Source organism: Cytobacillus kochii (genome assembly GCF_044790165.1).
GTDB classification, from domain to species: domain Bacteria; phylum Bacillota; class Bacilli; order Bacillales; family Cytobacillaceae; genus Cytobacillus; species Cytobacillus kochii.
The window spans coordinates 2,797,415-2,818,427 of record NZ_CP085254.1 but is presented as its reverse complement, the minus strand read 5'-3'; the positions used below and the strand labels follow the sequence as shown (position 1 = coordinate 2,818,427).

Annotated in this window: 24 protein-coding genes; 21 read left to right on the top strand and 3 right to left on the bottom strand. The window is 35.7% G+C overall.

The window, feature by feature from the left end; genetic code table 11:
- The first annotated feature begins 26 nt into the window (after positions 1-26).
- The 13 genes from LG276_RS14410 to LG276_RS14350 all read left to right on the top strand — a co-directional run bounded on the left by LG276_RS14410 (position 27) and on the right by LG276_RS14350 (position 11,297).
- Positions 27-1,121: a toxic anion resistance protein gene (locus tag LG276_RS14410; RefSeq protein ID WP_373370918.1), complete on the top strand. Its 1,095-nt coding sequence runs from the start codon at positions 27-29 to the stop codon at positions 1,119-1,121.
- Positions 1,122-1,143: 22 nt separating this feature from the next.
- On the top strand, positions 1,144-1,755 hold the full coding sequence (locus tag LG276_RS14405) for a TerD family protein (protein WP_224937529.1): 612 nt from the start codon (positions 1,144-1,146) through the stop codon (positions 1,753-1,755).
- 118 nt (positions 1,756-1,873) lie between these two features.
- Positions 1,874-2,584 (top strand): anthrax toxin lethal factor-related metalloendopeptidase, encoded by a 711-nt coding sequence (locus LG276_RS14400; protein WP_251161863.1) that lies wholly within the window; start codon positions 1,874-1,876, stop codon positions 2,582-2,584.
- 26 nt (positions 2,585-2,610) lie between these two features.
- Entirely contained in the window at positions 2,611-3,591 is a 981-nt protein-coding gene (locus tag LG276_RS14395; RefSeq protein ID WP_251161862.1) for a thymidylate synthase, read from the top strand.
- A gap of 133 nt (positions 3,592-3,724) precedes the next feature.
- Entirely contained in the window at positions 3,725-4,210 is a 486-nt protein-coding gene (locus tag LG276_RS14390) for a dihydrofolate reductase (RefSeq protein WP_095372864.1), read from the top strand.
- 655 nt (positions 4,211-4,865) lie between these two features.
- Positions 4,866-6,134 carry a threonine ammonia-lyase IlvA gene (gene ilvA, locus LG276_RS14385; RefSeq protein WP_224937532.1) on the top strand — a complete coding sequence of 423 codons (1,269 nt, stop codon included), beginning with the start codon at positions 4,866-4,868 and terminating at the stop codon, positions 6,132-6,134.
- 85 nt (positions 6,135-6,219) lie between these two features.
- The gene (locus LG276_RS14380) at positions 6,220-6,408 is read left to right on the top strand and encodes a twin-arginine translocase TatA/TatE family subunit (protein WP_095372866.1); all 189 of its coding nucleotides are present in this window, start codon (positions 6,220-6,222) and stop codon (positions 6,406-6,408) included.
- 199 nt (positions 6,409-6,607) lie between these two features.
- Positions 6,608-7,351, top strand: coding sequence for a twin-arginine translocase subunit TatC (tatC, locus tag LG276_RS14375; protein WP_224937533.1), 744 nt, complete (start codon positions 6,608-6,610; stop codon positions 7,349-7,351).
- 86 nt (positions 7,352-7,437) lie between these two features.
- Positions 7,438-7,692, top strand: a complete 255-nt coding sequence (locus tag LG276_RS14370; protein WP_095372867.1) for a DUF2535 family protein — start codon at positions 7,438-7,440, stop codon at positions 7,690-7,692.
- A 308-nt stretch (positions 7,693-8,000) separates the two neighbouring features.
- A complete protein-coding gene (locus LG276_RS14365) occupies positions 8,001-8,846 on the top strand; it encodes a DegV family protein (RefSeq protein WP_224937534.1) in 846 nt (281 codons plus the stop codon).
- A gap of 155 nt (positions 8,847-9,001) precedes the next feature.
- Positions 9,002-9,577, top strand: a complete 576-nt coding sequence (locus LG276_RS14360; RefSeq protein WP_289434019.1) for an SCO family protein — start codon at positions 9,002-9,004, stop codon at positions 9,575-9,577.
- 310 nt (positions 9,578-9,887) lie between these two features.
- Positions 9,888-10,703, top strand: a complete 816-nt coding sequence (locus LG276_RS14355) for an SGNH/GDSL hydrolase family protein (RefSeq protein ID WP_233435227.1) — start codon at positions 9,888-9,890, stop codon at positions 10,701-10,703.
- Positions 10,704-10,715: 12 nt separating this feature from the next.
- Positions 10,716-11,297, top strand: a complete 582-nt coding sequence (locus LG276_RS14350; RefSeq protein WP_251161860.1) for a YpmS family protein — start codon at positions 10,716-10,718, stop codon at positions 11,295-11,297.
- Between the two features lie 83 nt (positions 11,298-11,380).
- Here the strand turns inward: LG276_RS14350 and LG276_RS14345 are convergent, their stop codons facing one another.
- Positions 11,381-12,052 (bottom strand): DUF4397 domain-containing protein, encoded by a 672-nt coding sequence (locus LG276_RS14345; protein WP_251161859.1) that lies wholly within the window; start codon positions 12,050-12,052, stop codon positions 11,381-11,383.
- Positions 12,053-12,248: 196 nt separating this feature from the next.
- Here LG276_RS14345 and msrA point away from each other — a divergent pair, with 196 nt between their 5' ends.
- From msrA to LG276_RS14330, 3 genes are all read left to right on the top strand, one after another.
- Complete coding sequence (gene msrA, locus LG276_RS14340) at positions 12,249-12,794, top strand: peptide-methionine (S)-S-oxide reductase MsrA (protein ID WP_251161858.1); 546 nt, start codon at positions 12,249-12,251, stop codon at positions 12,792-12,794.
- The gene (msrB, locus tag LG276_RS14335) at positions 12,787-13,224 is read left to right on the top strand and encodes a peptide-methionine (R)-S-oxide reductase MsrB (protein ID WP_251161857.1); all 438 of its coding nucleotides are present in this window, start codon (positions 12,787-12,789) and stop codon (positions 13,222-13,224) included. The genes msrA and msrB overlap by 8 nt, the downstream gene beginning before the upstream one ends.
- A 148-nt stretch (positions 13,225-13,372) precedes the next feature.
- Positions 13,373-14,152: an IclR family transcriptional regulator gene (locus LG276_RS14330; RefSeq protein WP_224937541.1), complete on the top strand. Its 780-nt coding sequence runs from the start codon at positions 13,373-13,375 to the stop codon at positions 14,150-14,152.
- Positions 14,153-14,163: 11 nt separating this feature from the next.
- On the opposite strand, the gene LG276_RS14325 is transcribed toward LG276_RS14330, so the two are convergent.
- Together LG276_RS14325 and LG276_RS14320 are read right to left on the bottom strand one after the other, a co-directional pair.
- Positions 14,164-15,252 (bottom strand): DUF3500 domain-containing protein, encoded by a 1,089-nt coding sequence (locus tag LG276_RS14325; protein WP_251161856.1) that lies wholly within the window; start codon positions 15,250-15,252, stop codon positions 14,164-14,166.
- A gap of 78 nt (positions 15,253-15,330) precedes the next feature.
- Entirely contained in the window at positions 15,331-16,419 is a 1,089-nt protein-coding gene (locus LG276_RS14320; RefSeq protein ID WP_251161855.1) for an SGNH/GDSL hydrolase family protein, read from the bottom strand.
- A gap of 206 nt (positions 16,420-16,625) precedes the next feature.
- Here LG276_RS14320 and LG276_RS14315 point away from each other — a divergent pair, with 206 nt between their 5' ends.
- From LG276_RS14315 to LG276_RS14295, 5 genes are all read left to right on the top strand, one after another.
- Positions 16,626-16,799 (top strand): YjcZ family sporulation protein, encoded by a 174-nt coding sequence (locus LG276_RS14315; protein ID WP_095372875.1) that lies wholly within the window; start codon positions 16,626-16,628, stop codon positions 16,797-16,799.
- Between the two features lie 182 nt (positions 16,800-16,981).
- Positions 16,982-17,956 (top strand): LD-carboxypeptidase, encoded by a 975-nt coding sequence (locus tag LG276_RS14310; protein ID WP_224937544.1) that lies wholly within the window; start codon positions 16,982-16,984, stop codon positions 17,954-17,956.
- Positions 17,957-18,288: 332 nt separating this feature from the next.
- Entirely contained in the window at positions 18,289-19,659 is a 1,371-nt protein-coding gene (locus tag LG276_RS14305; RefSeq protein ID WP_251161854.1) for an aspartate aminotransferase family protein, read from the top strand.
- Positions 19,660-19,718: 59 nt separating this feature from the next.
- The gene (locus tag LG276_RS14300) at positions 19,719-20,348 is read left to right on the top strand and encodes a CoA transferase subunit A (RefSeq protein ID WP_251162022.1); all 630 of its coding nucleotides are present in this window, start codon (positions 19,719-19,721) and stop codon (positions 20,346-20,348) included.
- Positions 20,333-20,995, top strand: coding sequence for a 3-oxoacid CoA-transferase subunit B (locus tag LG276_RS14295; protein WP_224937547.1), 663 nt, complete (start codon positions 20,333-20,335; stop codon positions 20,993-20,995). Before LG276_RS14300 ends, LG276_RS14295 begins: the two co-directional genes overlap by 16 nt.
- Positions 20,996-21,013 lie beyond the last annotated feature (18 nt).

Here is a 21,013-nt window from a genome sequence, read left to right as displayed (position 1 = left end):
GAGTGAAATAAATGAATTCATCTGGTATGCAAACGAATTTGGATGTCATTTCAACAAACCCAGAAGACAAGTTAACAGAAGCATCTGCAAGTCAAATTAAACTAGCTTTAAGAGAAAATAAAGAGGTTCAACAACTCTCTGCCTCAATAGACGAGCGCGATCAAATTCAAATTTTAGAATTTGGTAAAGAACCAGCTGAGGAAATATCCAAGTTTTCTGATCAAATTCTCGGCAATATGAGAACAACAAAAGTAGAGGATTCCGGAGAATTATTGAAACAGCTAGGAAAAATTATGGATCAGTTTGACCCGAAAGATTTTGAGAAAGAAAAGCCAGGTTTCTTTGATAAACTCTTCAAAAAGGGCGAAAAACTCATTGAAAAGCTGTTTGGAAAATACCAAACAATGGGCAAGGAAATCGATAAAATTTATGTTGAAATCTCTAAATATCAAAATGAAATGGTTGAAGCAACTACTACGTTAGATAGGATGTATGAGGAAAACTATCAATATTACCTTTCACTTGAACAGTATGCTGTTGCTGGTCAGATGAAATCTGATGAACTGAAAGTCAATCAATTGCCACAATTAGAGCAAAAAGCAATTGCAGGTGATCAAATGGCCTCTATGCAATTAGATACTCTAAGAAATGCAGTCGAATTATTAGATCAACGAGTGTATGATTTAGAAATGGCGAAAATGGTTGCATTACAAACGGCACCACAAATCCGCATGCTTCAAAGAGGGAATACGAAATTAATTGGGAAAATTAATTCAGCTTTTGTGACGACGATTCCAATCTTCAAAAATGGTCTTATTCAAGCGATGGCAGCGAAAAGGCAAAAGCTCGTTGCTGATTCGATGAGTGAATTAGATCGCAGAACAAATGAAATGTTAGTTAGAAATGCGCAAAATATATCACAACAAAGTACAGACATTGCAAGACTTGCTGGTGGACCAAGTATTAAGATTGAAACAATTGAACAGTCTTGGGATATCATCATGAAGGGGATGCAAGAAACAAAGTCGATTGAGGAAGAGAATCGCAAATTAAGAGAAGAAGGAACGAAAAAATTAGAACAATTACAAGATAATTTTCGCAATATGAAGAACAAGAGATAAAAAAACAAAGGGGAGATAAACAATGGCGATTAGTTTACAAAAGGGACAAAGAGTAGATTTAACAAAAGGGAATCCAAGTCTTTCAAAAATACTTGTTGGTTTAGGATGGGATCCAGTAAAGCAAAAAAGTAGTGGTGGACTATTAGCTGGTCTCTTTGGAGGCGGTGGGGGTGTCGATATCGATTGTGACGCTTCGGTTATTTTGCTTGGGGATAACGATAAATTACGTAGCAATAAAGATGTCATTTATTTTGGTAATTTAAAAAGTGGTGATGGAAGCATACAACATACCGGTGATAATTTAACAGGCGATGGAGATGGTGATGATGAACAAATCCTTATCGATTTGAGTCGTATTCCAAGTCATATCCATAAACTTGTATTTGTTGTTAATATTTATGATTGTGTAAAACGAAAACAACATTTTGGAATGATTCAGAATGCTTTTATTCGCATTGTCAATTCAAATAACCATCAAGAGTTAATTCATTTTAACTTAACGGAAAATTATGATGGGAAAACAAGTTTAGTTGCTGGTGAGATTTACCGCCATGGTCAAGACTGGAAATTTGCAGCGGTAGGGAATGGTACGCAAGCTGCTAGCTTAAGCGATATTGTTCGTTCTTATTCATAAGTGTGCGAGATTAAAAGGGCTGATCTTTGATTAGTCCTTTTTATATTTAATGAAAATCTATGATATAATTAATAGACTAGTAATGATACGATTAATGATAGAAAAGGGAGGAACAGCTATGAAAAAGTGGATATTTACAGGCTTATTTTTAGTTGTTTCCTTAACATTAATGGGAAGTTCACAAGCCGATATCGGTGCGATTCAGTTAAAGAACTATTCATATTCTTCAGACCTAAAGCAAGCAGTGGATCTCACATCAGAAGATTTGTTAGGAGAGATTGTCTTATTACCAACAGAATCTTTTGATGAAATAGAAGCAGCTGCCATCATATCCCGCTTGGACCAATTACCTTCTACCTTATTACAAAAAATAGACAATCAAAATATTAAGATTAAGCTTTTTTCAGGCAGGTTGACAGAGAATCCTAGCGTAAGACATCTAACTGGAATGATTCCACGTGGATATACTTCATCAACGACATGGGATCAAGTTCCAGGCATTGGTGGAGGGAAAACAGTGCTTGTAAAAATAGGCTATAGTGACCAAGGGATGGACCATGGCTCCGTTAATTTGGAATTGCATGAGCTGGCACATTCCATTGATCGTTATATCTTTGAGGAAATCCGTTCGAATAGCCAATTTATTCGTATTTGGCAAGAAGAGCAACCAAGATTATTTCCAAATGATTCCTATTTCTCTACGTTTTCCGAAGAATATTTTGCTGAGAGTTTTGCCCTTTATTTTTTGAATGTAGAAACGAGAAGTTACTTGTATGAAAATGCGCCAAAAACGTTTTCTTTTATTAGACAAATGGCCCATAATCATTAAGATATAAAGTTTAAGAGGTGAGTATCATGGAGAAACATCCAGAACAGGCATATTTAGACATGCTACAACATATTTTAACAAATGGACAAAAAAAACAAGATCGTACTGGTACTGGAACTTTAAGTGTTTTTGGCTATCAAATGCGTTTCGATTTAAGTCAAGGATTCCCATTATTTACAACAAAGCGTGTACCGTTCCGTTTAATTGCAAGTGAATTACTCTGGTTTATTAAAGGTGATACAAACATTCGCTATTTATTGCAGCATAATAACCATATTTGGGATGAATGGGCATTTAAAAAATGGGTTGAATCAGATGAATATAACGGTCCTGATATGACAGACTTTGGTAGACGTTGTTTAATTGATAGCGAGTTTAATGAAATCTATCAAAAAGAATTACAACAGTTTTGTGAAAGAATCCTTACTAACGATGAGTTTGCAGAAAAATACGGAGATTTAGGAAATGTATATGGAAAGCAATGGAGAAAGTGGACTGCTTCAACTGGCGAAGAGCTTGACCAGTTAAAAGATGCGATAGAACAGATAAAAAATAACCCTGACTCAAGACGAATCATTGTGAATGCATGGAATCCTGAAGATGTGATCAATGCAGGTGGAAAAGGAAGCAAAGCCGCATTACCTCCTTGTCATGCCATGTTCCAGTTTTATGTCATAAATGGTAAGTTGAGTTGCCATCTATTACAACGCAGTGGCGATACCTTCTTAGGGATTCCATTTAATGTGGCTTCCTATTCGTTGCTCACTCATTTAATTGCTCATGAGTGTGGTTTAGAGGTTGGTGAGTTTGTTCATACAATCAGTGATGCGCATATTTATTCGAATCATCTTGAGCAAGTACAGGAACAATTATCAAGAACACCAAAGGCATTGCCGCAACTACGAATTGATAACAATAAAACCTCGATTTTTGATATAGAAATGGAAGATTTAGCAATTGAAGGCTATGATCCTCATCCAACAATTAAAGCCCCAGTTGCCGTTTAAGTAGAAAAAGCACTCTTCATGGTATGAGTGCTTTTCTTTTGCTGAGAAGCTTTATTATTGGATTTTCTTTTCAAGTGCAGAGAATTATATTAAACTTATAATTAATTGCTAGTGCCGATTGGAGGATATGAAAATGATTTCATTAATTTGGGCAATGAGTGAGAATAGAGTGATAGGAAAAGATAATCAGTTACCGTGGCATTTACCAGGGGACTTGCAGTTTTTTAAAGAGACGACGTTAGGTCACCCAGTTGCTATGGGGAGAAGAACATGGCTCTCACTTGGAAGACCACTACCAGGAAGAGAAAATATTGTCATTACTAGGAATACAGATTTTTCTCCAGAGCAAGCAACAGTATTAAATTCGATTGAACAATTAATTACATACAGTCAAGAAAAACAGCAGGAAGTTTTTGTCATTGGTGGAGCGCAAATTTATCAATCTACTTTACCTTATGCAGATAAGCTCTATATTACTAAAATTCATGCTGAAATCGAGGGTGACACAAGCTTTCCATCATTCGACCTCACTGAATGGAAACAAGTGTCCGTCGAGAAACGAAGCAAAGACGAAAAAAATGCTTACGATTACGAATTTCAAGTGTATGTTAGAAAATAAAATAGACGGCTTCTTTATGGAGTCATTAAAAACACGAAGAGGCTTCGTGTTTTTTTCATGGTCTCCTATGAAGTGTTTGCTCTTTATCTATTTGCCTACCCTAAAACAGGCAGGGAGTAAGAAAATGCATTATGCGACGTAACTATAAACGTTAAGCTATCAATCTTTTATTTTGATTATTTAAGAATGTCCAAAAACAATTATGTGTTATGGGTGGGTACGCCTACAGTTTTCTTTTTTCTGGTGATTCTTGTAAGAAAAAATGATTTGTACCAGTTGTCTCCTTTTTTCTTCTGACTCTTGCACGTAAAATGACATTGCCAATTTGCTCTTATACCATGAATAACGAGAAAATCACACTTGAAAAAGCGTTTATCCAGTTTTTACTTCTAAAAAGGCGTGCAACCCATTATTGCTCGGTAACAATTTTAAGTGTATGTACTCCATGTCTTATGTCCGATTCACTATAATCTCCTCATCAATTTTTTTCTAGGAAGTAAATGATTAAACCTCCATTTATTGGAAATTAAAAATCAGAAATAAAGTAACCGTTTTCATTTTTAAAAAAACATGAATTTTTAAAAAATTGTGCATCAATCTATTATTCTCATGTTATAATGTACAAATTACAAAAGGAAAAGGGATGAGTTGACAAATGGAACAGAGAGCAGTGAAAGAGAAAATGGTGCAATTGGAGGATATCTTGATTGCGTACCAGCACTTAAAGGATATCGTTGCCCATACACCGCTGCAAAAAAATAATCGCTTGTCTGAAAGATATGAGTGCAATGTGTATATTAAACGGGAAGATTTGCAACATGTACGCTCTTTTAAACTAAGAGGTGCCTATTATTCAGTGATGTCATTACCAGAGGAACGTATAAAGAACGGCGTTGTTTGTGCGAGTGCAGGTAATCATGCACAAGGGGTGGCCTATGCTTGCCATCGATTAGGTATTAATGGGAAAATCTTTATGCCGGCAACTACACCTAAACAGAAGGTAAGCCAAGTTGAATTATTCGGCAAAGATTCAATTGAAATTATACTTGTAGGCGATACATTTGATGATTCATTCGCAGAGGCTCAGGCGTGCTGTAATCAGGAAGGTCGCACATTTATTCATCCCTTTGAAGATGAGCATGTGATAGCTGGCCAAGGAACTATTGCTGTTGAAATGCTTCATGATTGCGATGAACCAATTGATTATGTTTTCGCAAGTATTGGCGGGGGCGGATTGATGTCTGGTTTGTCTACGTACATTAAAAGTGTGTCACCTTTAACGAAAATGATTGGTGTCGAGCCTGAAGGAGCTTCTTCGATGAAGGAATCCGTTCAACAAAATCAAGTGGTGGCTCTAGATGAAATTGATAAATTCATCGACGGTGCAGCAGTGAAAAGAGTGGGCGAGATGACATTTGATATTTGTAAACGATATGTAGATGACATTATTAGTGTCCCAGAAGGAAAAGTTTGTACAACAATATTAGAATTATACAATGAGCATGCAATTGTTGCCGAACCAGCAGGAGCATTATCAATTGCAGCTTTAGATTTTTATAAAGAGGAGATTAAAGGAAAGTCAATTGTATGTGTTTTAAGCGGTGGAAATAATGACATTGAAAGAATGCAGGAAATTAAAGAACGATCCTTATTGTACGAAGGATTATTGTATTATTTTATTGTTAATTTTCCACAAAGAGCAGGGGCATTACGAGAGTTTTTAGATGAGGTGCTTGGTCCTACGGATGATATTGTAAGATTTGAATATACAAAGAAGAACAATAAAGGTAGTGGTCCAGCTCTAGTCGGTATTGAGCTAAAGAATCGACGCGATAATCATAGTTTAATCGAGCGCATGAATAGAAAAGGATTCTCTTACCAAGAAATTAACAATGATGAAAATTTGTTTCATCTTTTAGTCTAATGATTGTTAGGAATTAATTGACTTTTCTTTTAAAATAACGCTATAATGGGGATGGCTTGAACAACAGTTTAAGGGGATGTTTTTCATGTTTTCAAACATAGGTTTTCCAGGACTTATTCTTATTCTTGTGCTGGCACTCATCATCTTCGGTCCAAAGAAATTACCCGAAATTGGTCGCGCGCTTGGTGATACATTAAGAGAGTTTAAGAAATCTACGAAAGAATTAGCCAATGACGATGATGCTGAGAGAGAGACAATGAATAAAAAGGCCTAATCGATAGGGCTACATATAGTTATGAAAATGAATAATTGTGAAAATTAGAAACATGTATTAGTCAAGGTAATCAACTACTTTTGACCTAACCACATGTTTCTCGTTTTTTGTGTGGGTTTTCCATTTTGTTCGTCTTAAATAGTGGACAGAAGTGAAGCAAGATTCAACAGGTTAAATGAAAACGAAGCAGGAGTAGGTTATGAAACAAGAAGAATTGAATTATATTGAGCATCTAGAGGAATTAAGAAAGCGGTTAATTCTTTGTATAGTGGCATTTGTATTGTTTTTTATTGTCGGTTTTCTGTTCGTCGATCATATTTACCAATGGTTTGTCCGTGATTTGAAAGAGCAGTTAATTGTACTTGGTCCGAGTGATATCATTTGGGTGTATTTTACGATTGCTTCTGTTATTGCCATAGCTGGGACAATACCAGTTGTAGCATTGCAATTATGGCAATTTGTTAAACCTGGACTTGTGCCTAAAGAGAGAAAAGTTACATTAGCTTACATTCCAGCTCTTTTTGCATTGTTTTTAGTTGGGCTAAGCTTTGGTTATTTTGTCATTATGCCTACATTGTTTAACTTTTTGACGGGGTTAAGTGAAGGTATGATGGAAATGAGTTTTACGGTAGATAAGTATTTTCAGTTTATATTTCATATGACGTTGCCTTTTGGAATACTATTTGAATTGCCAGTTGTGGCGATGTTTTTAACATCCCTCGGGATTATAAACCCATACGTGTTAACAAAAATCAGGAAATACGCTTATTTTGTTCTTGTAGTGATTTCTGTTATTATTTCACCACCTGATTTAATGTCAGATATTATCGTTAGTATTCCGCTTCTTGTCCTATATGAAATCAGTATTACCTTATCAAAAATCGTTTATCGCAGAAAGTTAAAGAAAGAACAATTAGAAGCATTGGAAAGCTCCTCATCATAATTTCATTAAGCGCAAAAAATCTAGAAGAATTATTAAACGAAATGATGTATAATACGATTAAACGGGTGAAAATGAGGATTGATATTTTGATATGTAAAAGCCTAGAGTTCAGAAATGTATTTGGACAGAAGGTGAAGATTACAGAGATTCCTTTAGTGGATAAGGATAGTCCTTGTTTTTTCTTAGTACACATTCGACTACAGCAGTTTGTAACGAAAATTTATCATACGGAACATTGTAAGACAACTGTGTACTCATTTAAAGAGTATTTAAAACGTGTGATGAAGTGGTCAGATGTTGAGATGGTATTTCAAACAAAAGAATTAAAAAGCAATGCATGATAGATCCCGTAAAGGGGTCTTTTTTTAGTGTAGTGAACAAGTTGAGAAAGTTATAAAGAGGGTCCACATAGATATAAAAGCTAATATGCCTTTCAAAATCATGTATTTTTGTTAACATTTATTTTGAAATCTATTGTTTTGTTATTGATTATTTGTCCAGTTTACCTAACTAAAAAAATCATAAAATAGATGTAATAATCTTTTTTATTGTAATTTTGACAGTATAAAGACGTTTCAACATAAATCTTTTAATCGTAGTGATATACATGTATAATGAAGGTTGAATTGCTATGATAGGACGTGAATGAATGACTAGAATAAAAATTGTAACGGATTCAACTGTTGACTTATCAGCTGAAATGATTACAAAGTTAGATATAGCTGTTGTACCATTAACAATCAATATTAATGGACAATCTTATGAGGACCGTGTCGATATTACGCCCCAAGAATTTCTGGATTTAATGCGACAGTCTGATGAGCTTCCTAAAAGTTCTCAACCTGCAACAGGGACATTTGTAGAATTGTATGATCAACTAAACAAAGATGGTTACGATGAAATTATTTCTATCCATATGACTGGAGGAATGAGTGGGACAGTTGATTCTGCTCGAACGGCCGCAGACATAACAGAGGCCAATGTGACTGTTATTGATTCTCGCTTCATTTCAAAAGCGTTGGCATTTCAAGTCATAGCTGCTGCTGAACTCGCAGATAAGGGAGAAGATTACAAGCGTATTATCCAGAGAATTCAAGAAATTCAAGAAAATACGAAACTTTATGTTGTTGTAGACACTTTGGAAAACCTGATTAAAGGTGGAAGAATAGGCAAAGGAAAAGGTTTAATCGGCTCTCTATTAAATATTAAACCGATTGCATCGTTAGCAGATGGCGTGTATACACCCATAACAAAGGTACGAAGTCACTCTCAAGTGATAAAGTTTTTATCCAAACAATTAGTAGAAGATGCAAAAGGAAAGACGATTAAAAGTGTAGGAATTACCCATGCGGGTGGGTTAGAATTAGCAAGAAAACTGAAAGAAGTAATCAGTGAATTAACAGGATTTAATCATGTAACAATAGAGGATACAACACCAATTATTAGTACCCATACCGGTGAAGGCGCAATTGGTTTTTGTTATCACATCGAATAACCTTTAAGCAGTAAATGCCTCTTCTATTCGATTATTAGAAGAGGTATTTGCATTATTTTCCTTTGTTCACATAGATGTCATACTTTTTTCTTCATTCAAACAATTTCGTTTGTTACATTAATGTTGAATTGATAAATACATAAAAGCAGGTGACAGTGTTGAAAAAATTAGTCGCGGTTATTGGTCTTTTTACAATTATTCTAGCCGCTTGTGGCCAGAGTGGAATAGAAAATGCACTAAACTATGATGTGGAAGATTTTAATTATACTAATCAAGACAATCAAGCTGTAGGTTTAAGTGATTTAGAAGGGAAAGTTTGGATAGCTGATTTTATTTTTACTAGCTGTGAAACGGTCTGTCCACCAATGACATATAATATGAGTCAATTGCAAGATAAGGTTAAAGAAGAAGGGATTGAAAATGTAGAGTTTGTTTCTTTTAGTGTGGATCCAACTGTGGACAGTCCTGAGGCATTAAAAGATTTTGCGAACAACTATGAAATAGACTTTTCAAACTGGCATTTTTTAACGGGCTATACCCAAGAAGAGATTGAAAGCTTTGCTGTTGATTCTTTCAAGTCATTAGTAAAAAAACCAAAGAATGATGATCAAGTCATTCATCAGACTTCAATTTATTTAGTCGATCAAAATGGTGTGGTTATGAAGGATTATGATGGTGTATCCGATGTTCCTTATGAAGAAATCATTGCCGATATAAAAAAAATACAATAATTTCATTAAACAGATCTTAGAAGCAAGTCCAAGCCTAAAGTGTAAACTCAAAGCTTGTTCTTGCTTCTTTTTTTGTGCTAATATATTTACCTCTTTAAGTATTGCTTTTAACTTTATTTCATAAAATTATCAAGTGAAAAAATGTCTCTTCTGGTCCCATAGATAGTATTTTATTTAAATTATTCTCTTCATTTAAGTTTAATAGTGGTTAAAAGAGTATAATTTAATATTATTAAGTAATCACACTTTTTTATGTGAATACCACAACATGATATAATGAAACATACTTTAATAAAGAGGTGAGAAAGAATTGAAAAGAATATTCACCTTATTACTATCAATCATGGTTCTATTGGCGGGTTGTAATACCAATGCGATGACAAGCGATAATGAGGCCGCTGAAGCAAAACAAATGGAGGATTTAACTAAACAAGATATTCCTGCAGAATTTTTTCCCATCGATTTAAATGTCGTATCAATCGGTGATTCATTGACCCAGGGTGTAGGCGACACGACTGAAAGTGGTGGGTATATACCCTATTTGGAAAAGCTCTTAGAGGAGCATCGGTCGATTAATTATACAAGTTTTATTAATTATGGTGTAAAAGGGAATCGGTCAAACCAATTATTAGAACGGCTTAATATGGACAAAGTAAAAAATGCGGTAACAGAATCGGATCTCGTTATTATTACTATTGGTGGCAATGATATTATGAAGGTAGTCCGATCTAATTTTACTAAATTAAATGTCGCTGCTTTTGAAAAAGAACAAGATGTTTTTGAAGATAATTTAAATACAATTCTACATACCATTCGAGAATATAATCCGAAGAGCACAGTTTTATTAGTGGGATTATATAACCCTTTTTTAGAATGGTTTTCGAGTATTAAAGAGCTAAGTTTGATCATGCGTCAGTGGAATATAGCCAGCCAACAAGTACTAGGTGAGTATGAGAACATGTACTTTGTAAATGTGGATGATATTTTTGAAACGAGTGAAGAAAATCTACTATTCACAGATCATTTCCATCCTAATGATCGAGGATATGAATTAATGGCAGGTAGAATTTATCAAGTTTTAGATCAAATAGGAATTAAGTCTGTCATTGAAAATAAAGAGAATTAAGGGGGAGCTTCATTGAAGGGGAATAAATGGAAAGTGCTTTTCTTAGGGCTACTGGGTATAATCATTCTATTTGCGCTTATTTTATTTATTATGGTTAGTATTCCAGCGAAGGATGACCCTTATGAAAGTGTGCAATTAAATGAGGCGGATTACGCTCCATTTCATATATCAACAAATAAAAATGATTTAAACCTCTTAATTAATCATTACTTAGAGGAAGAAATTTTAGACGGAGGACTGGACTATGAAGTAAGGTTAGATGATGAAGTGAATCTATACGGCACCTTACCGGTATTCAGTCAACAGTTGCGTTTAAGAATGTCTTTTGAACCCTCTGTATTACCAAACGGGGATGTTGTATTGGAACAAAAGGATTTATCCATCGGCCAAATGGATTTACCGATATCCTTCTTACTCAAACTCATTAATAATCATTATAAAACACCAGATTGGGTAGTCATCCAACCAAATGAAGAGAAAATCTATGTAGCGTTAACAGAAATGGATCTAAAAAGTGATATAAAAGTAAAAGTGAATGACTTCAATTTAGAAGAAGATGATATTGACTTTACCTTATTAGTACCGGTAAAGTAAGCATTAACCTGTAGCGAGTACTCTTATTGAGTAATATACCTGCTACAGGTTTTTATATGAACGAATAAGAAAAGTTCTGGCAGTTATTGAATAAGTACCATGAGTTCTAATGGTGGATCTCCTGTCACAGAACCAAAGATATAGATAAGATGTTGCTTTTGAGGCTGTAGGGGAAAGCGAAACGAAGTGAGATAATCTCTATAAGGGTAACCGTAAATACAGCCTTGAAGCATACTAGGCGAAAGATTCATCCATTTACTCGATTGCTTGTATTGTATGAGTGGCAATTCCTCACTTTTAGGGGCTAATATTACCGGTTTGAATGATGGACCATCAGCTACCAGATGAATAAATTTTGCATTGAGTGAATTTGGTATGGAGATACTAGTTGGTGTATCCGTATATTTCATGTCATTTGCTTCACCTGAGAGTGCGATATTATGCAATGTTTCGGGGAGGACTTCAATTTTTCTACTAAGTAAAGATGAGACCATGACGTCTGTTGGATAAATATCAATATGGTAACTAGAGGCAGGTAATGCGAGTTTATTAGTCAATTGTTTATAAGAAATTTGTTTGTATATCTTGACACCATTTATAAAGATATCTATCATTTTGCTACTTGAAGAGAGATGAAAGAATTGGATATAGCCTAATGCATCTAAGTTCTGATTCAGTAGTTGATTGGCAGATGACGACATTTTTTGTAAGACCTTTTGCTCTGAAGTTGATTGCTGCACCATTAAATAAGCCAACCTCCTTACTTATGATTTTTCATTATTGTATTCATCGATATGTTTAATGCGATAAAAAATTATCGCGAAGAGGATTTCGGAGAACATAAGTAGTAATTGAAGGTTGTTTATTTGCATCTACATCCACTTTTCTTTATCTTAGTGTTACAAGCTATTTCTTTAAGAGCTAAGGAAAATAAAAATGAGGTGTGACAAGATGGCGAATAATAATGAGGAAAAAGCGACATTTGCCGGTGGTTGTTTTTGGTGTATGGTCAAACCATTTGATGAGTTACCGGGCATTAAAGCGGTAATATCTGGTTATACCGGCGGTGATAAAGAAAATCCAACTTATGAAGAGGTTTGCTCGGAAACGACTGGTCATTATGAAGCGGTGCAAATCACGTTTGATCCAACGATTTTCCCGTATAAAAGATTACTTGAACTGTATTGGCAACAAATTGATCCAACCGATACTGGTGGTCAATTTTACGATCGAGGCCAATCTTATCAGACGGCTATTTTTTATTATAATGAACAGCAGAAACAATTGGCCGAAGCTTCAAAAGAAAGATTGGAGAAAGAGGGGCCTTTTAAAGATCCAATCGTGACAAAGATATTACCAGCAAAAGCTTTCTATCCTGCAGAAGAGTATCATCAACATTATTATAAGAAAAATCCAACTCATTACCAGGCCTACCATCAAGGCTCAGGTAGAGCAGGATTTATTAAACAAAATTGGGGTGGGAAAAAAGATGAGTGAGAAAAAAGATTTGAAGAATAAATTAAATGAGATGCAATTTTATGTCACACAAAATAATGGTACGGAACCGCCATTTAGAAATGAATACTGGGATGAATTTAGAAAGGGAATATATGTTGACATCGTCTCAGGTAAGGCATTATTTAGTTCAACTGAAAAGTATGATGCAGGCTGTGGTTGGCCAAGTTTTACCAAACCAATAGAAGAGAAAGAAGTATTAGAAAAAGAAGACTACAGTCACAATATGGTTCGAACAGAGGTTCGCAGTAAGGAAGCTGATTCTCACTTAGGTCATGTGTTTAATGATGGGCCAGGTGAAAATGGATTAAGATATTGTATTAATTCGGCCTCTTTAAAATTCATACCCTATGAAGACATGGAGAAAGAAGGCTATGGGCGTTATCTGAAATTATTTGCTGAAGATGCTTAATATAAGTGTATTTAGACCAAGGAGGATTCACTTTAGTTGAATCCTTCTTTTTCATTTCCCAAGAAATCTTTTTCCGCTTGTGGAAAGGTTTTGAAAATGGTAAATTTATTGTAAAGTAAATATTATTTAAGAGGTGATGGATGCATCCATGAATGATCAAATGTTTAAAAAGAACTATTCGATGCAAACCTTACATAAAGCATTACAAATTCTACGATCTTTTTCTTATGAGCATAAAACTTTGTCATTAACAGAATTACATAAACGTACGGGCCTTTCTAAACCTAGTTTGCAAAGATTGCTTTCTACACTTGTTTATGAAGGCTTATTACATAAAAATTCAGAAACAAAAAGATATCAGTTAGGATTAGAGTTATTGTTTTTAGGTCATTTAGTAGAAAAAAACACAAGTTTTTTAAACATAGCCGCCCCAGTAATGAAAGAAATGTGGGTAAAAATAGAAGAGTGCATTAGTTTAAATGTGATTGAAAATGAAAAAAGAAAGTGTATAGATTTTATCGCAAGCAGTCATCAACTACAAACGATGATTACGGTGGGACAAGAATCACCACTATATGCAGGCGCTTCAGCAAAGATACTATTGGCTTATTTCCCAGCAGACATCCAAAAAGAGTATTTAGCAAAAATCCAATTCGAACCTCTTTCAAGTACGACGATTATTGATAAAGATGTCTTATATGAGGAGCTACAATCTATTCAACAAAGAGGATATGCCAAAAGTAATGGTGAAAGAGTGAAAGGTGCGATTTCATATAGCGCACCGATATTTAATCCTCAAAATGAAATTTTAGCAAGTATATCTATTACCATCCCGTCTGTTCGTATTGATGATTATGAAGAACAAGAGCTAGTTGAAACTGTCATTGAAGGAGCCAGGATTATAACAGGTAAGATACAGAAAAATTAGACTGATGTTATTTATTTCAATATCCCCCCATAATCATTTAATTTATCGCGCCATATAGAATGTACATGTGCTTGTTTTTTATTGGCAACTCCCTCTTTACTATAGATTTCTATCCAAATTTGCGGCCCATCAATACGAAAGTAACTACCCGGTCGCTTGATTGAAGTTGAACCAGCCCAAGCAATCGTCGTTTTCTGTAGTTGTTCCTGAGATAAATACGTGTGTAGCAATGCCTTTCTTGCTTCATAAGGTGCATGAGCGACCCATTCCTCAATCATGTGTTTTACTTGTATTTGTTGCTCCGTGTTTAGATTTTTTATAAGTAAACCTTCCTGAGTGGGGAACGATTGGTCATATCCGGGGCCTAGTAAAATGTCGTTAAACTCGTCATTAAGTTTACTTTGCTGTTTTTGCTCATTACATAGAGATAATAAGAGTGCATGGACAGCATTTACTTTTGCATTCATTGGATGATACGTACGATTATTTATTTGAAACATACGAGGTTGCGTCCCCGTAAACTCAGGGGTAATCGTTGTTTTAGAACGGTTAATGAAAATATTCTCTGCAAGATGATGCCCTGTTAGTTGAATCATCCAAGGTTTTGTAAAGGAAGGGTTTCCGTGTATAGAGAAATAATATTCTTGTGCCCCCCATTTAAATGGAGGGTTCTTTATTGTTGTTGATAAAAAGTAATCAGCTTTAATGATTTCTGTCATATGTTCAAAGCCAAGCGGACTGAGATTTGCTTGAAGTAATAGCATGGCGAGTATAAAACTTTGTGTATTTAGTTCAGATAAGGGGACGCCATTTCTACTTGCTTGATTAATAGGTAAATTAGACCATTTATGTGCAATTGCCTTATTTAGTGGAAGAATCATCTCTTCTTTTTGTTCTTCATTTAAACTTTCGAAAAGTTGATGTGCAAGTTCAACTGATTCTTCCTTACTCGTGATATGGGGTTCATCTAAGATATGGTTGAGTTGTTCAAGAATGTAATCTTGTTCTTGTAATTCTGCTGCTGTTGGAGAAAAAGAGGCAAGCACATGATTGGAATATATGAAGGCTATGAAAACGAGTAATACTAAACATCGATACATGAGAAAAACTCTCCCTGTCCTTTTTTTGTTAATGTGTGTAAAGGAAGGAGAGCTCATTCACTTATTTTGAAAAACGGTCTAGTTCGTACCCTCGGTTATGATCGTTGAAAGAAATATTTCCGCTTTACCTGATTCATTAAAGATGGATTTTTGCTTGGATACAGTAAATGTAACTTGATGAATACCTTTCTCTAAACCGCTTGATATATATAGATGTCTTTCTTTTTCTAAAGGCCACCACGTTGATAATGTTCGTACAGGTTGACCGTCAATATAAATATCTAGCATGCCTCCTGCAGGGTGACTCTTCACCTTCATCCCGAGAAAAGTTCCGGAGAAGGAAAATTTGATTGTTTCTCCAGCATTTTCACTGTACCAGTAAATACCTTTATATGGATGGCTGGCATGTGTGTAGGCAGAAGATTGTTGTAAGGCGATATTCACGTCATCATGAAGAGGAGCAGCTAGAACAGCTATTTGCGTATCCTGATTCATCAACTTTTGTGTTTCTTGAAAAATCGCTTCGGCATAAAGTTGATAGCCTCTATCGTTTGGATGTACAAGGTCTGTGGTTAATTCAAAAGCAGAATAAGTTGATTCACTAAATACGGGGCGTAAATCAATATTCTTAGCTAAATAATGGGCTGAGATGTCTGTGATCTTTTGAATGAATAATTCATTATCTAAAGGTGATTCCGTTAATGTATATATTTCTGTATCAGGATAATCTTTCTTTACTTGTCTAAGAAGTCCCTCATAAAATTGGGCAAACTGCTTTTCGTTCATATATTTTCGGTCATTTTCCCCGAACACAATAAAAGTTAAATCGATGCTTCCAAGGTGCGGAGTGGCGTTCAGCTTATTTAACCCTTCAAAAGCAGTGCTTCCGCTTTGTACAACCATATGACGCTTAAAATCAACATCATATGTATCTTTCATTTTATTTTCCCATATTTGAAACCATCTTTTATTTGGCTCTGATGCTCCTGATCCTCTACCAATACTATCACCAATGATTAAATAGTTAATTGTTTTTTCGCTTCCTACTTTTTCATAAAAATTCTCTACTGATTGATCTCCCTCCACTTTAGGTTCTTGAAAGAATTGAAATAAAAATATAAATCCAATACATAACATGGAACATAGGAGGAGTGATTTTCTTTTCATTCTTTGTACTCCTTTAAATATGACAATTTTAGATTACCCAATTTATCTTGTAATTAAATTGTATGAGATGAAAACGCTTTACGTCTAGAGGAAAAAGAAAAAAACTGACATTCTAAAAAAATTGGGCAAAAACACATGCAGGACAAGAACCTATGTCATATGATGATTTTGAAAATGCCTAAAACAAAAAGAGGAGTGGAATGATTATGAATTACGGATATGGATGCGATCCTTGTGCTCAACAAGTTCAACCTTATTATAGTTATCCAGTAGGTGGATACGGTGGTTGTGGAAATGGAGCATTCGGTGGCTTTGCGTTAATTGTAGTATTATTTATCTTGTTAGTAATCATCGGTGCTAGCTGGTGCGGTAACTGGTAATAATAAAGAATAAAGAATAAGGAGGGGCTTTTAGGAGTCTCTCTTTTTTTTTCATCAACATATTTGTCAGTGAATAACAAATGGAAAATCGTTGAGCGATTATTAACAAGATTTCATGTATCTTGTCGAAATGAGATGAAAATTACGGTAAAATAGAAAGAAAAAAGTGGATGTGTACATAGATGTTTCCTAAAAGATTACAATCAGGAGATGAAATCAGAATCATTGCTCCTTCAAGAAGTATGGCTGTCATAAAGGGTGAACAAAGAAGATTAGCAGAAGAACGGTTAGCTAATTTAGGATTTAATATAACATATGGTCAATATGTCCTCGAACATGATGATTTTTTTAGTACAAGTATTGAGCAAAGAGTGGCAGATATACATGATGCGTTTGGTGACCCGAATGTTAAAGCGATTATAGCTGGTATAGGCGGTTATAATACCAATCAATTATTAAAATCAATTGATTATTCATTAATTAAAAACAACCCAAAGGTTTTTTGTGGGTATAGTGATATAACAGCATTGCTAGCTGCCATTCATCATAAGACGGGCTTAATTACATACTCCGGCCCTTTCTTTGCTGATTTTGGTATAAAATATGGGTTTGAATATACACTCAATAGCTTCCTTCAAGCAGTAACGACTGATGGCATGTATGAAATTGAGCCTGCGGATAAATGGAGTGATGATCCATGGCATCTGGAGCAAGATGAAAAGCAGTATATAGCATCCGAAGGCTATCTTGTACTTCAGGAAGGAGAGGCAAGCGGAAAATTAATAGGTGGAAATTTATCAACATTAACGTCATTACAAGGGACAGAATATATGCCTTCATTGAAAGATGCGATTATCTTTATTGAGGATAATGAAGAATCACATCCCTTTCTTTTTGAACGGGGGCTGCAATCTCTGCTACAGCAAAAAGAGGCGAATGAGATAAAAGCGATTCTTATCGGGAGATTTCAAAAGGAATCACAGGTTACTGAATATTTCTTAAAGAAAATGATTGAATCGAAAAAGGAAATGAGCGGCGTTCCAATTATTGCTAATATTGACTTTGGACATACAAATCAAGCTGCGACGATTCCGTTTGGATCGTATGCCACCATTAAAGCGGAAAAAGAAGATGTGGAGATTTTTGTAGGTGAATAGATAGGGAAAACAGTGTGCCCATGAAATTGGGTATACTGTTTTTTTAATCGTTAAGTCATTAATACACAAATCAAGCTGACTTCACACTTAGAGCCTTCATCAAATCCCTCATTTCAGTTCATAACAATGGCAACTAAAATATTCTTTTAAATCTTTAAGAAAGTTTTACATTTCTCAAACATACAATTGAAATAAAAACATAAATCAATCTGATTCGCCCGCTCCAAAAAAATAATAATACTTCATTGCTCGTTTACCTCACATGTTATTGGTAGGTTTTAGCGGGTTTTCTTTATGTACTTTTGAATGCTCGATTAGTAAGGGGGATGGGGATGGACCGCACATATTTAATCAAACCTGTAATAGATGCAGAGTATCCAATGATTGATTATGGCAAAGGTGTATATTTGTACGATAGTGAGGGGAAGGAATATCTCGATGCTTCATCTGGAGCGATTACGGCAAATATCGGTCATGGAGTTCAGGAAATTATTGATGCAATGACAGAACAGGCTAAGCGAGTATCTTTTGTATATCGCTCACAGTTCACAAGTGAGCCAGCTGAAAAGTTAGCCAAGAAAATAGCTAGTTTATCCTTCCCAGAGTTGAATTGGTGTTTCTTTGTCAATAGCGGGTCGGAAGCAACAGAAACGGCCATGAAAATTAGTATTCAATATTGGCAAGAAAAAGGTGTGATGACCAAGACAAAGGTTTTATCTAGATGGATGAGTTATCACGGAATCACATTAGGTGCACTTTCTATGTCAGGGCATACTGGGAGAAGAGCGCGGTTTATTCCCCTATTGGAAGATTTTCCAGTGATTCAACCTCCTTATTGTTACAGGTGTCCGTACAATAAAGAAGCTCCTGAGTGTGGTTACCTCTGTGCAAATGAGTTAGATAATATTATTAGAAGGATAGGGAGTGAGCATATTGCTGCTTTTATAGCGGAGCCGATCATTGGGGCATCGGGGGCAGCTATCACTCCACCGCAAGATTATTACAAGATTATTAAAGAGATTTGTGAGCGCCATCAAATCTTATTTATTGCAGATGAAGTAATGACTGGATTTGGACGCACAGGCACAATGCTCGCTTGTGAGCAGTGGGGTGTTGAACCAGATATCGTTACATTAGGTAAAGGGATGGGTGCGGGATACACGCCGATTGCTGCTACTTTAGTCGGTGATCATGTGATGGAACCGATTGTTTCAGGTTCTAAGACAATTATGGGGGGGCATACATTGAGTGCTAACCCTCAAGCCTGTGCCGTTTCACTCGCTGTCATAGAATATTTAGAAAAGAATAAAATTATACCTGAAGTAAAGAAAAAAGGTGAATATTTAAAAGCAAAGTTGTTACAACTACAAAAAAGTTTCTCATTTATCGGGGATATAAGGGGAAGAGGTTTAATGCTGGGGATAGAGTTTGTCCAGAACTTTGTAGAAAAGAAGCCATTCCCTAGGGCGATGAAAGTAACCGAAAGTATGATTAGTATTGCTCAACATCATGGGTTACTTGTTTATCCTGCTGGTGCAGGTTCAGACGGTGTGAATGGGGATGCAATTATGATTGCCCCCCCTTTGAATATTACTTATAAAGAAATGGATGACTTAATTCAACGCTTGCAAGAAACCTTACAGCAATTTACGAACTTTTATTTAAACGAAGTCGAGTTAAAGTTAGAAGGTGATGAAGAGTGAAACAGGCACTCAATAAAGTTTCATCTATTGAACAAGTGGATCACTTATTTTTTGATGGTATGACATTAATGTATGGTGGTTTTGGTGGGGTAGGATCACCGCCGACACTGATTGAAGCGATTAAGCAAAAAGGGGTCTCACAGTTAAAGCTTATTGGTAACGATACTGGGTTTCCTCATATTGGTATTGGAAAAATCGTTAGCCTCGGCCGTGTATCTCACATCATTACTTCTCATATCGGCTCTAATCCGATTGCAGGCCAATTAATGACAGATGGGAGGCTGGCGGTTGAATTTTCTCCACAAGGGATACTGGCAGAGCGTATCAGAGCAGGCGGTATGGGGTTGCCAGGAATTTTATCAGATATTGCCATCGATAATGATATCGTACAAAAGGGCAAGGTTTTTTGTGAAATCGGTGAAAAGCGCTATATGGTTGAAACGGCGTTAACAGCGGATATTAGTATCGTTTATGCTAAGAAGGCAGATACATTTGGTAATCTCATTTTTGATAAAAGTGCAAGAAATACGAATCCACTTTGTGCGATGGCAGGAGACATTACCATTGCTGAAGTAGAAGAAATTGTTCCAGTTGGAAGTTTACAGGCAGAAGAAATCATTACGCCTGGTGTATTTGTTGATTATATCATTCAATCTGAGGGGGTGGACTGGAAATGGGCTTGGCAATAGAAACGCGTAATCGTATGGCCAAAAGAGCAGCTGCAGAAATCCAATCTGGAATGGTTGTGAATCTTGGCATAGGTATACCCTCATTAGTACCTAATCATCTCCCTCGAGATTTTGCCGTCATGTTTCATGCAGAGAATGGCATTATTGGGATGGGACCGAGCCCAATCCATGGTGAAGAAGATGAAAACTTATGCAATGCCGGTGGATTTCCTGTTTCTTTAGTTGCAGGTGGTTCTTATTTTGATAGCGCACTCGCTTTTGGCATGATTCGTAGGGGTAAGGTGGATTTAACCATTTTAGGATCATTACAAGTGAGTGAAACCGGTGATTTAGCTAATTGGATTGTCCCGGGTAAAAAGGTACCGGGGATGGGGGGGGCGATGGAGCTTGCCCAAAAAGCGAAAAAAGTGATTGTCGTCATGAATCAAACGGATAAACACGGTCAATCAAAAATTGTGCAAAAATGTAGTCTTCCTTTAACCTCAACTGCTTGTGTCAATATGGTTATTACAGATATGGCAGTTTTTTTGGTTGAGAAAAATCGTGGATTAGTTCTTCATGAGGTCTTTAAACCTCATACTATTGATGAAGTATTACAACTTACTGATGCCACTGTGTCACTCCATGACAAGATTATTTTTTCATAGGGCAAAGGAAAATACTTA

What these genes read in the sequence shown, in the direction of transcription:
- LG276_RS14320 (WP_251161855.1), bottom strand. Translation starts at nt 16,419, where the DNA reads ATGAAAAGAAAATCACTCCTCCTATGTTCCATGTTATGTATTGGATTT.
- ilvA (WP_224937532.1), top strand. Translation starts at nt 4,866, where the DNA reads ATGGAACAGAGAGCAGTGAAAGAGAAAATGGTGCAATTGGAGGATATC.
- LG276_RS14380 (WP_095372866.1), top strand. Translation starts at nt 6,220, where the DNA reads ATGTTTTCAAACATAGGTTTTCCAGGACTTATTCTTATTCTTGTGCTG.
- LG276_RS14295 (WP_224937547.1), top strand. Translation starts at nt 20,333, where the DNA reads ATGGGCTTGGCAATAGAAACGCGTAATCGTATGGCCAAAAGAGCAGCT.
- LG276_RS14310 (WP_224937544.1), top strand. Translation starts at nt 16,982, where the DNA reads ATGTTTCCTAAAAGATTACAATCAGGAGATGAAATCAGAATCATTGCT.
- LG276_RS14395 (WP_251161862.1), top strand. Translation starts at nt 2,611, where the DNA reads ATGGAGAAACATCCAGAACAGGCATATTTAGACATGCTACAACATATT.
- LG276_RS14305 (WP_251161854.1), top strand. Translation starts at nt 18,289, where the DNA reads ATGGACCGCACATATTTAATCAAACCTGTAATAGATGCAGAGTATCCA.
- LG276_RS14325 (WP_251161856.1), bottom strand. Translation starts at nt 15,252, where the DNA reads ATGTATCGATGTTTAGTATTACTCGTTTTCATAGCCTTCATATATTCC.
- LG276_RS14405 (WP_224937529.1), top strand. Translation starts at nt 1,144, where the DNA reads ATGGCGATTAGTTTACAAAAGGGACAAAGAGTAGATTTAACAAAAGGG.
- LG276_RS14410 (WP_373370918.1), top strand. Translation starts at nt 27, where the DNA reads ATGCAAACGAATTTGGATGTCATTTCAACAAACCCAGAAGACAAGTTA.
- LG276_RS14390 (WP_095372864.1), top strand. Translation starts at nt 3,725, where the DNA reads ATGATTTCATTAATTTGGGCAATGAGTGAGAATAGAGTGATAGGAAAA.
- msrB (WP_251161857.1), top strand. Translation starts at nt 12,787, where the DNA reads ATGAGTGAGAAAAAAGATTTGAAGAATAAATTAAATGAGATGCAATTT.
- msrA (WP_251161858.1), top strand. Translation starts at nt 12,249, where the DNA reads ATGGCGAATAATAATGAGGAAAAAGCGACATTTGCCGGTGGTTGTTTT.
- LG276_RS14300 (WP_251162022.1), top strand. Translation starts at nt 19,719, where the DNA reads ATGACATTAATGTATGGTGGTTTTGGTGGGGTAGGATCACCGCCGACA.
- tatC (WP_224937533.1), top strand. Translation starts at nt 6,608, where the DNA reads ATGAAACAAGAAGAATTGAATTATATTGAGCATCTAGAGGAATTAAGA.
- LG276_RS14330 (WP_224937541.1), top strand. Translation starts at nt 13,373, where the DNA reads ATGAATGATCAAATGTTTAAAAAGAACTATTCGATGCAAACCTTACAT.
- LG276_RS14315 (WP_095372875.1), top strand. Translation starts at nt 16,626, where the DNA reads ATGAATTACGGATATGGATGCGATCCTTGTGCTCAACAAGTTCAACCT.
- LG276_RS14365 (WP_224937534.1), top strand. Translation starts at nt 8,001, where the DNA reads ATGACTAGAATAAAAATTGTAACGGATTCAACTGTTGACTTATCAGCT.
- LG276_RS14400 (WP_251161863.1), top strand. Translation starts at nt 1,874, where the DNA reads ATGAAAAAGTGGATATTTACAGGCTTATTTTTAGTTGTTTCCTTAACA.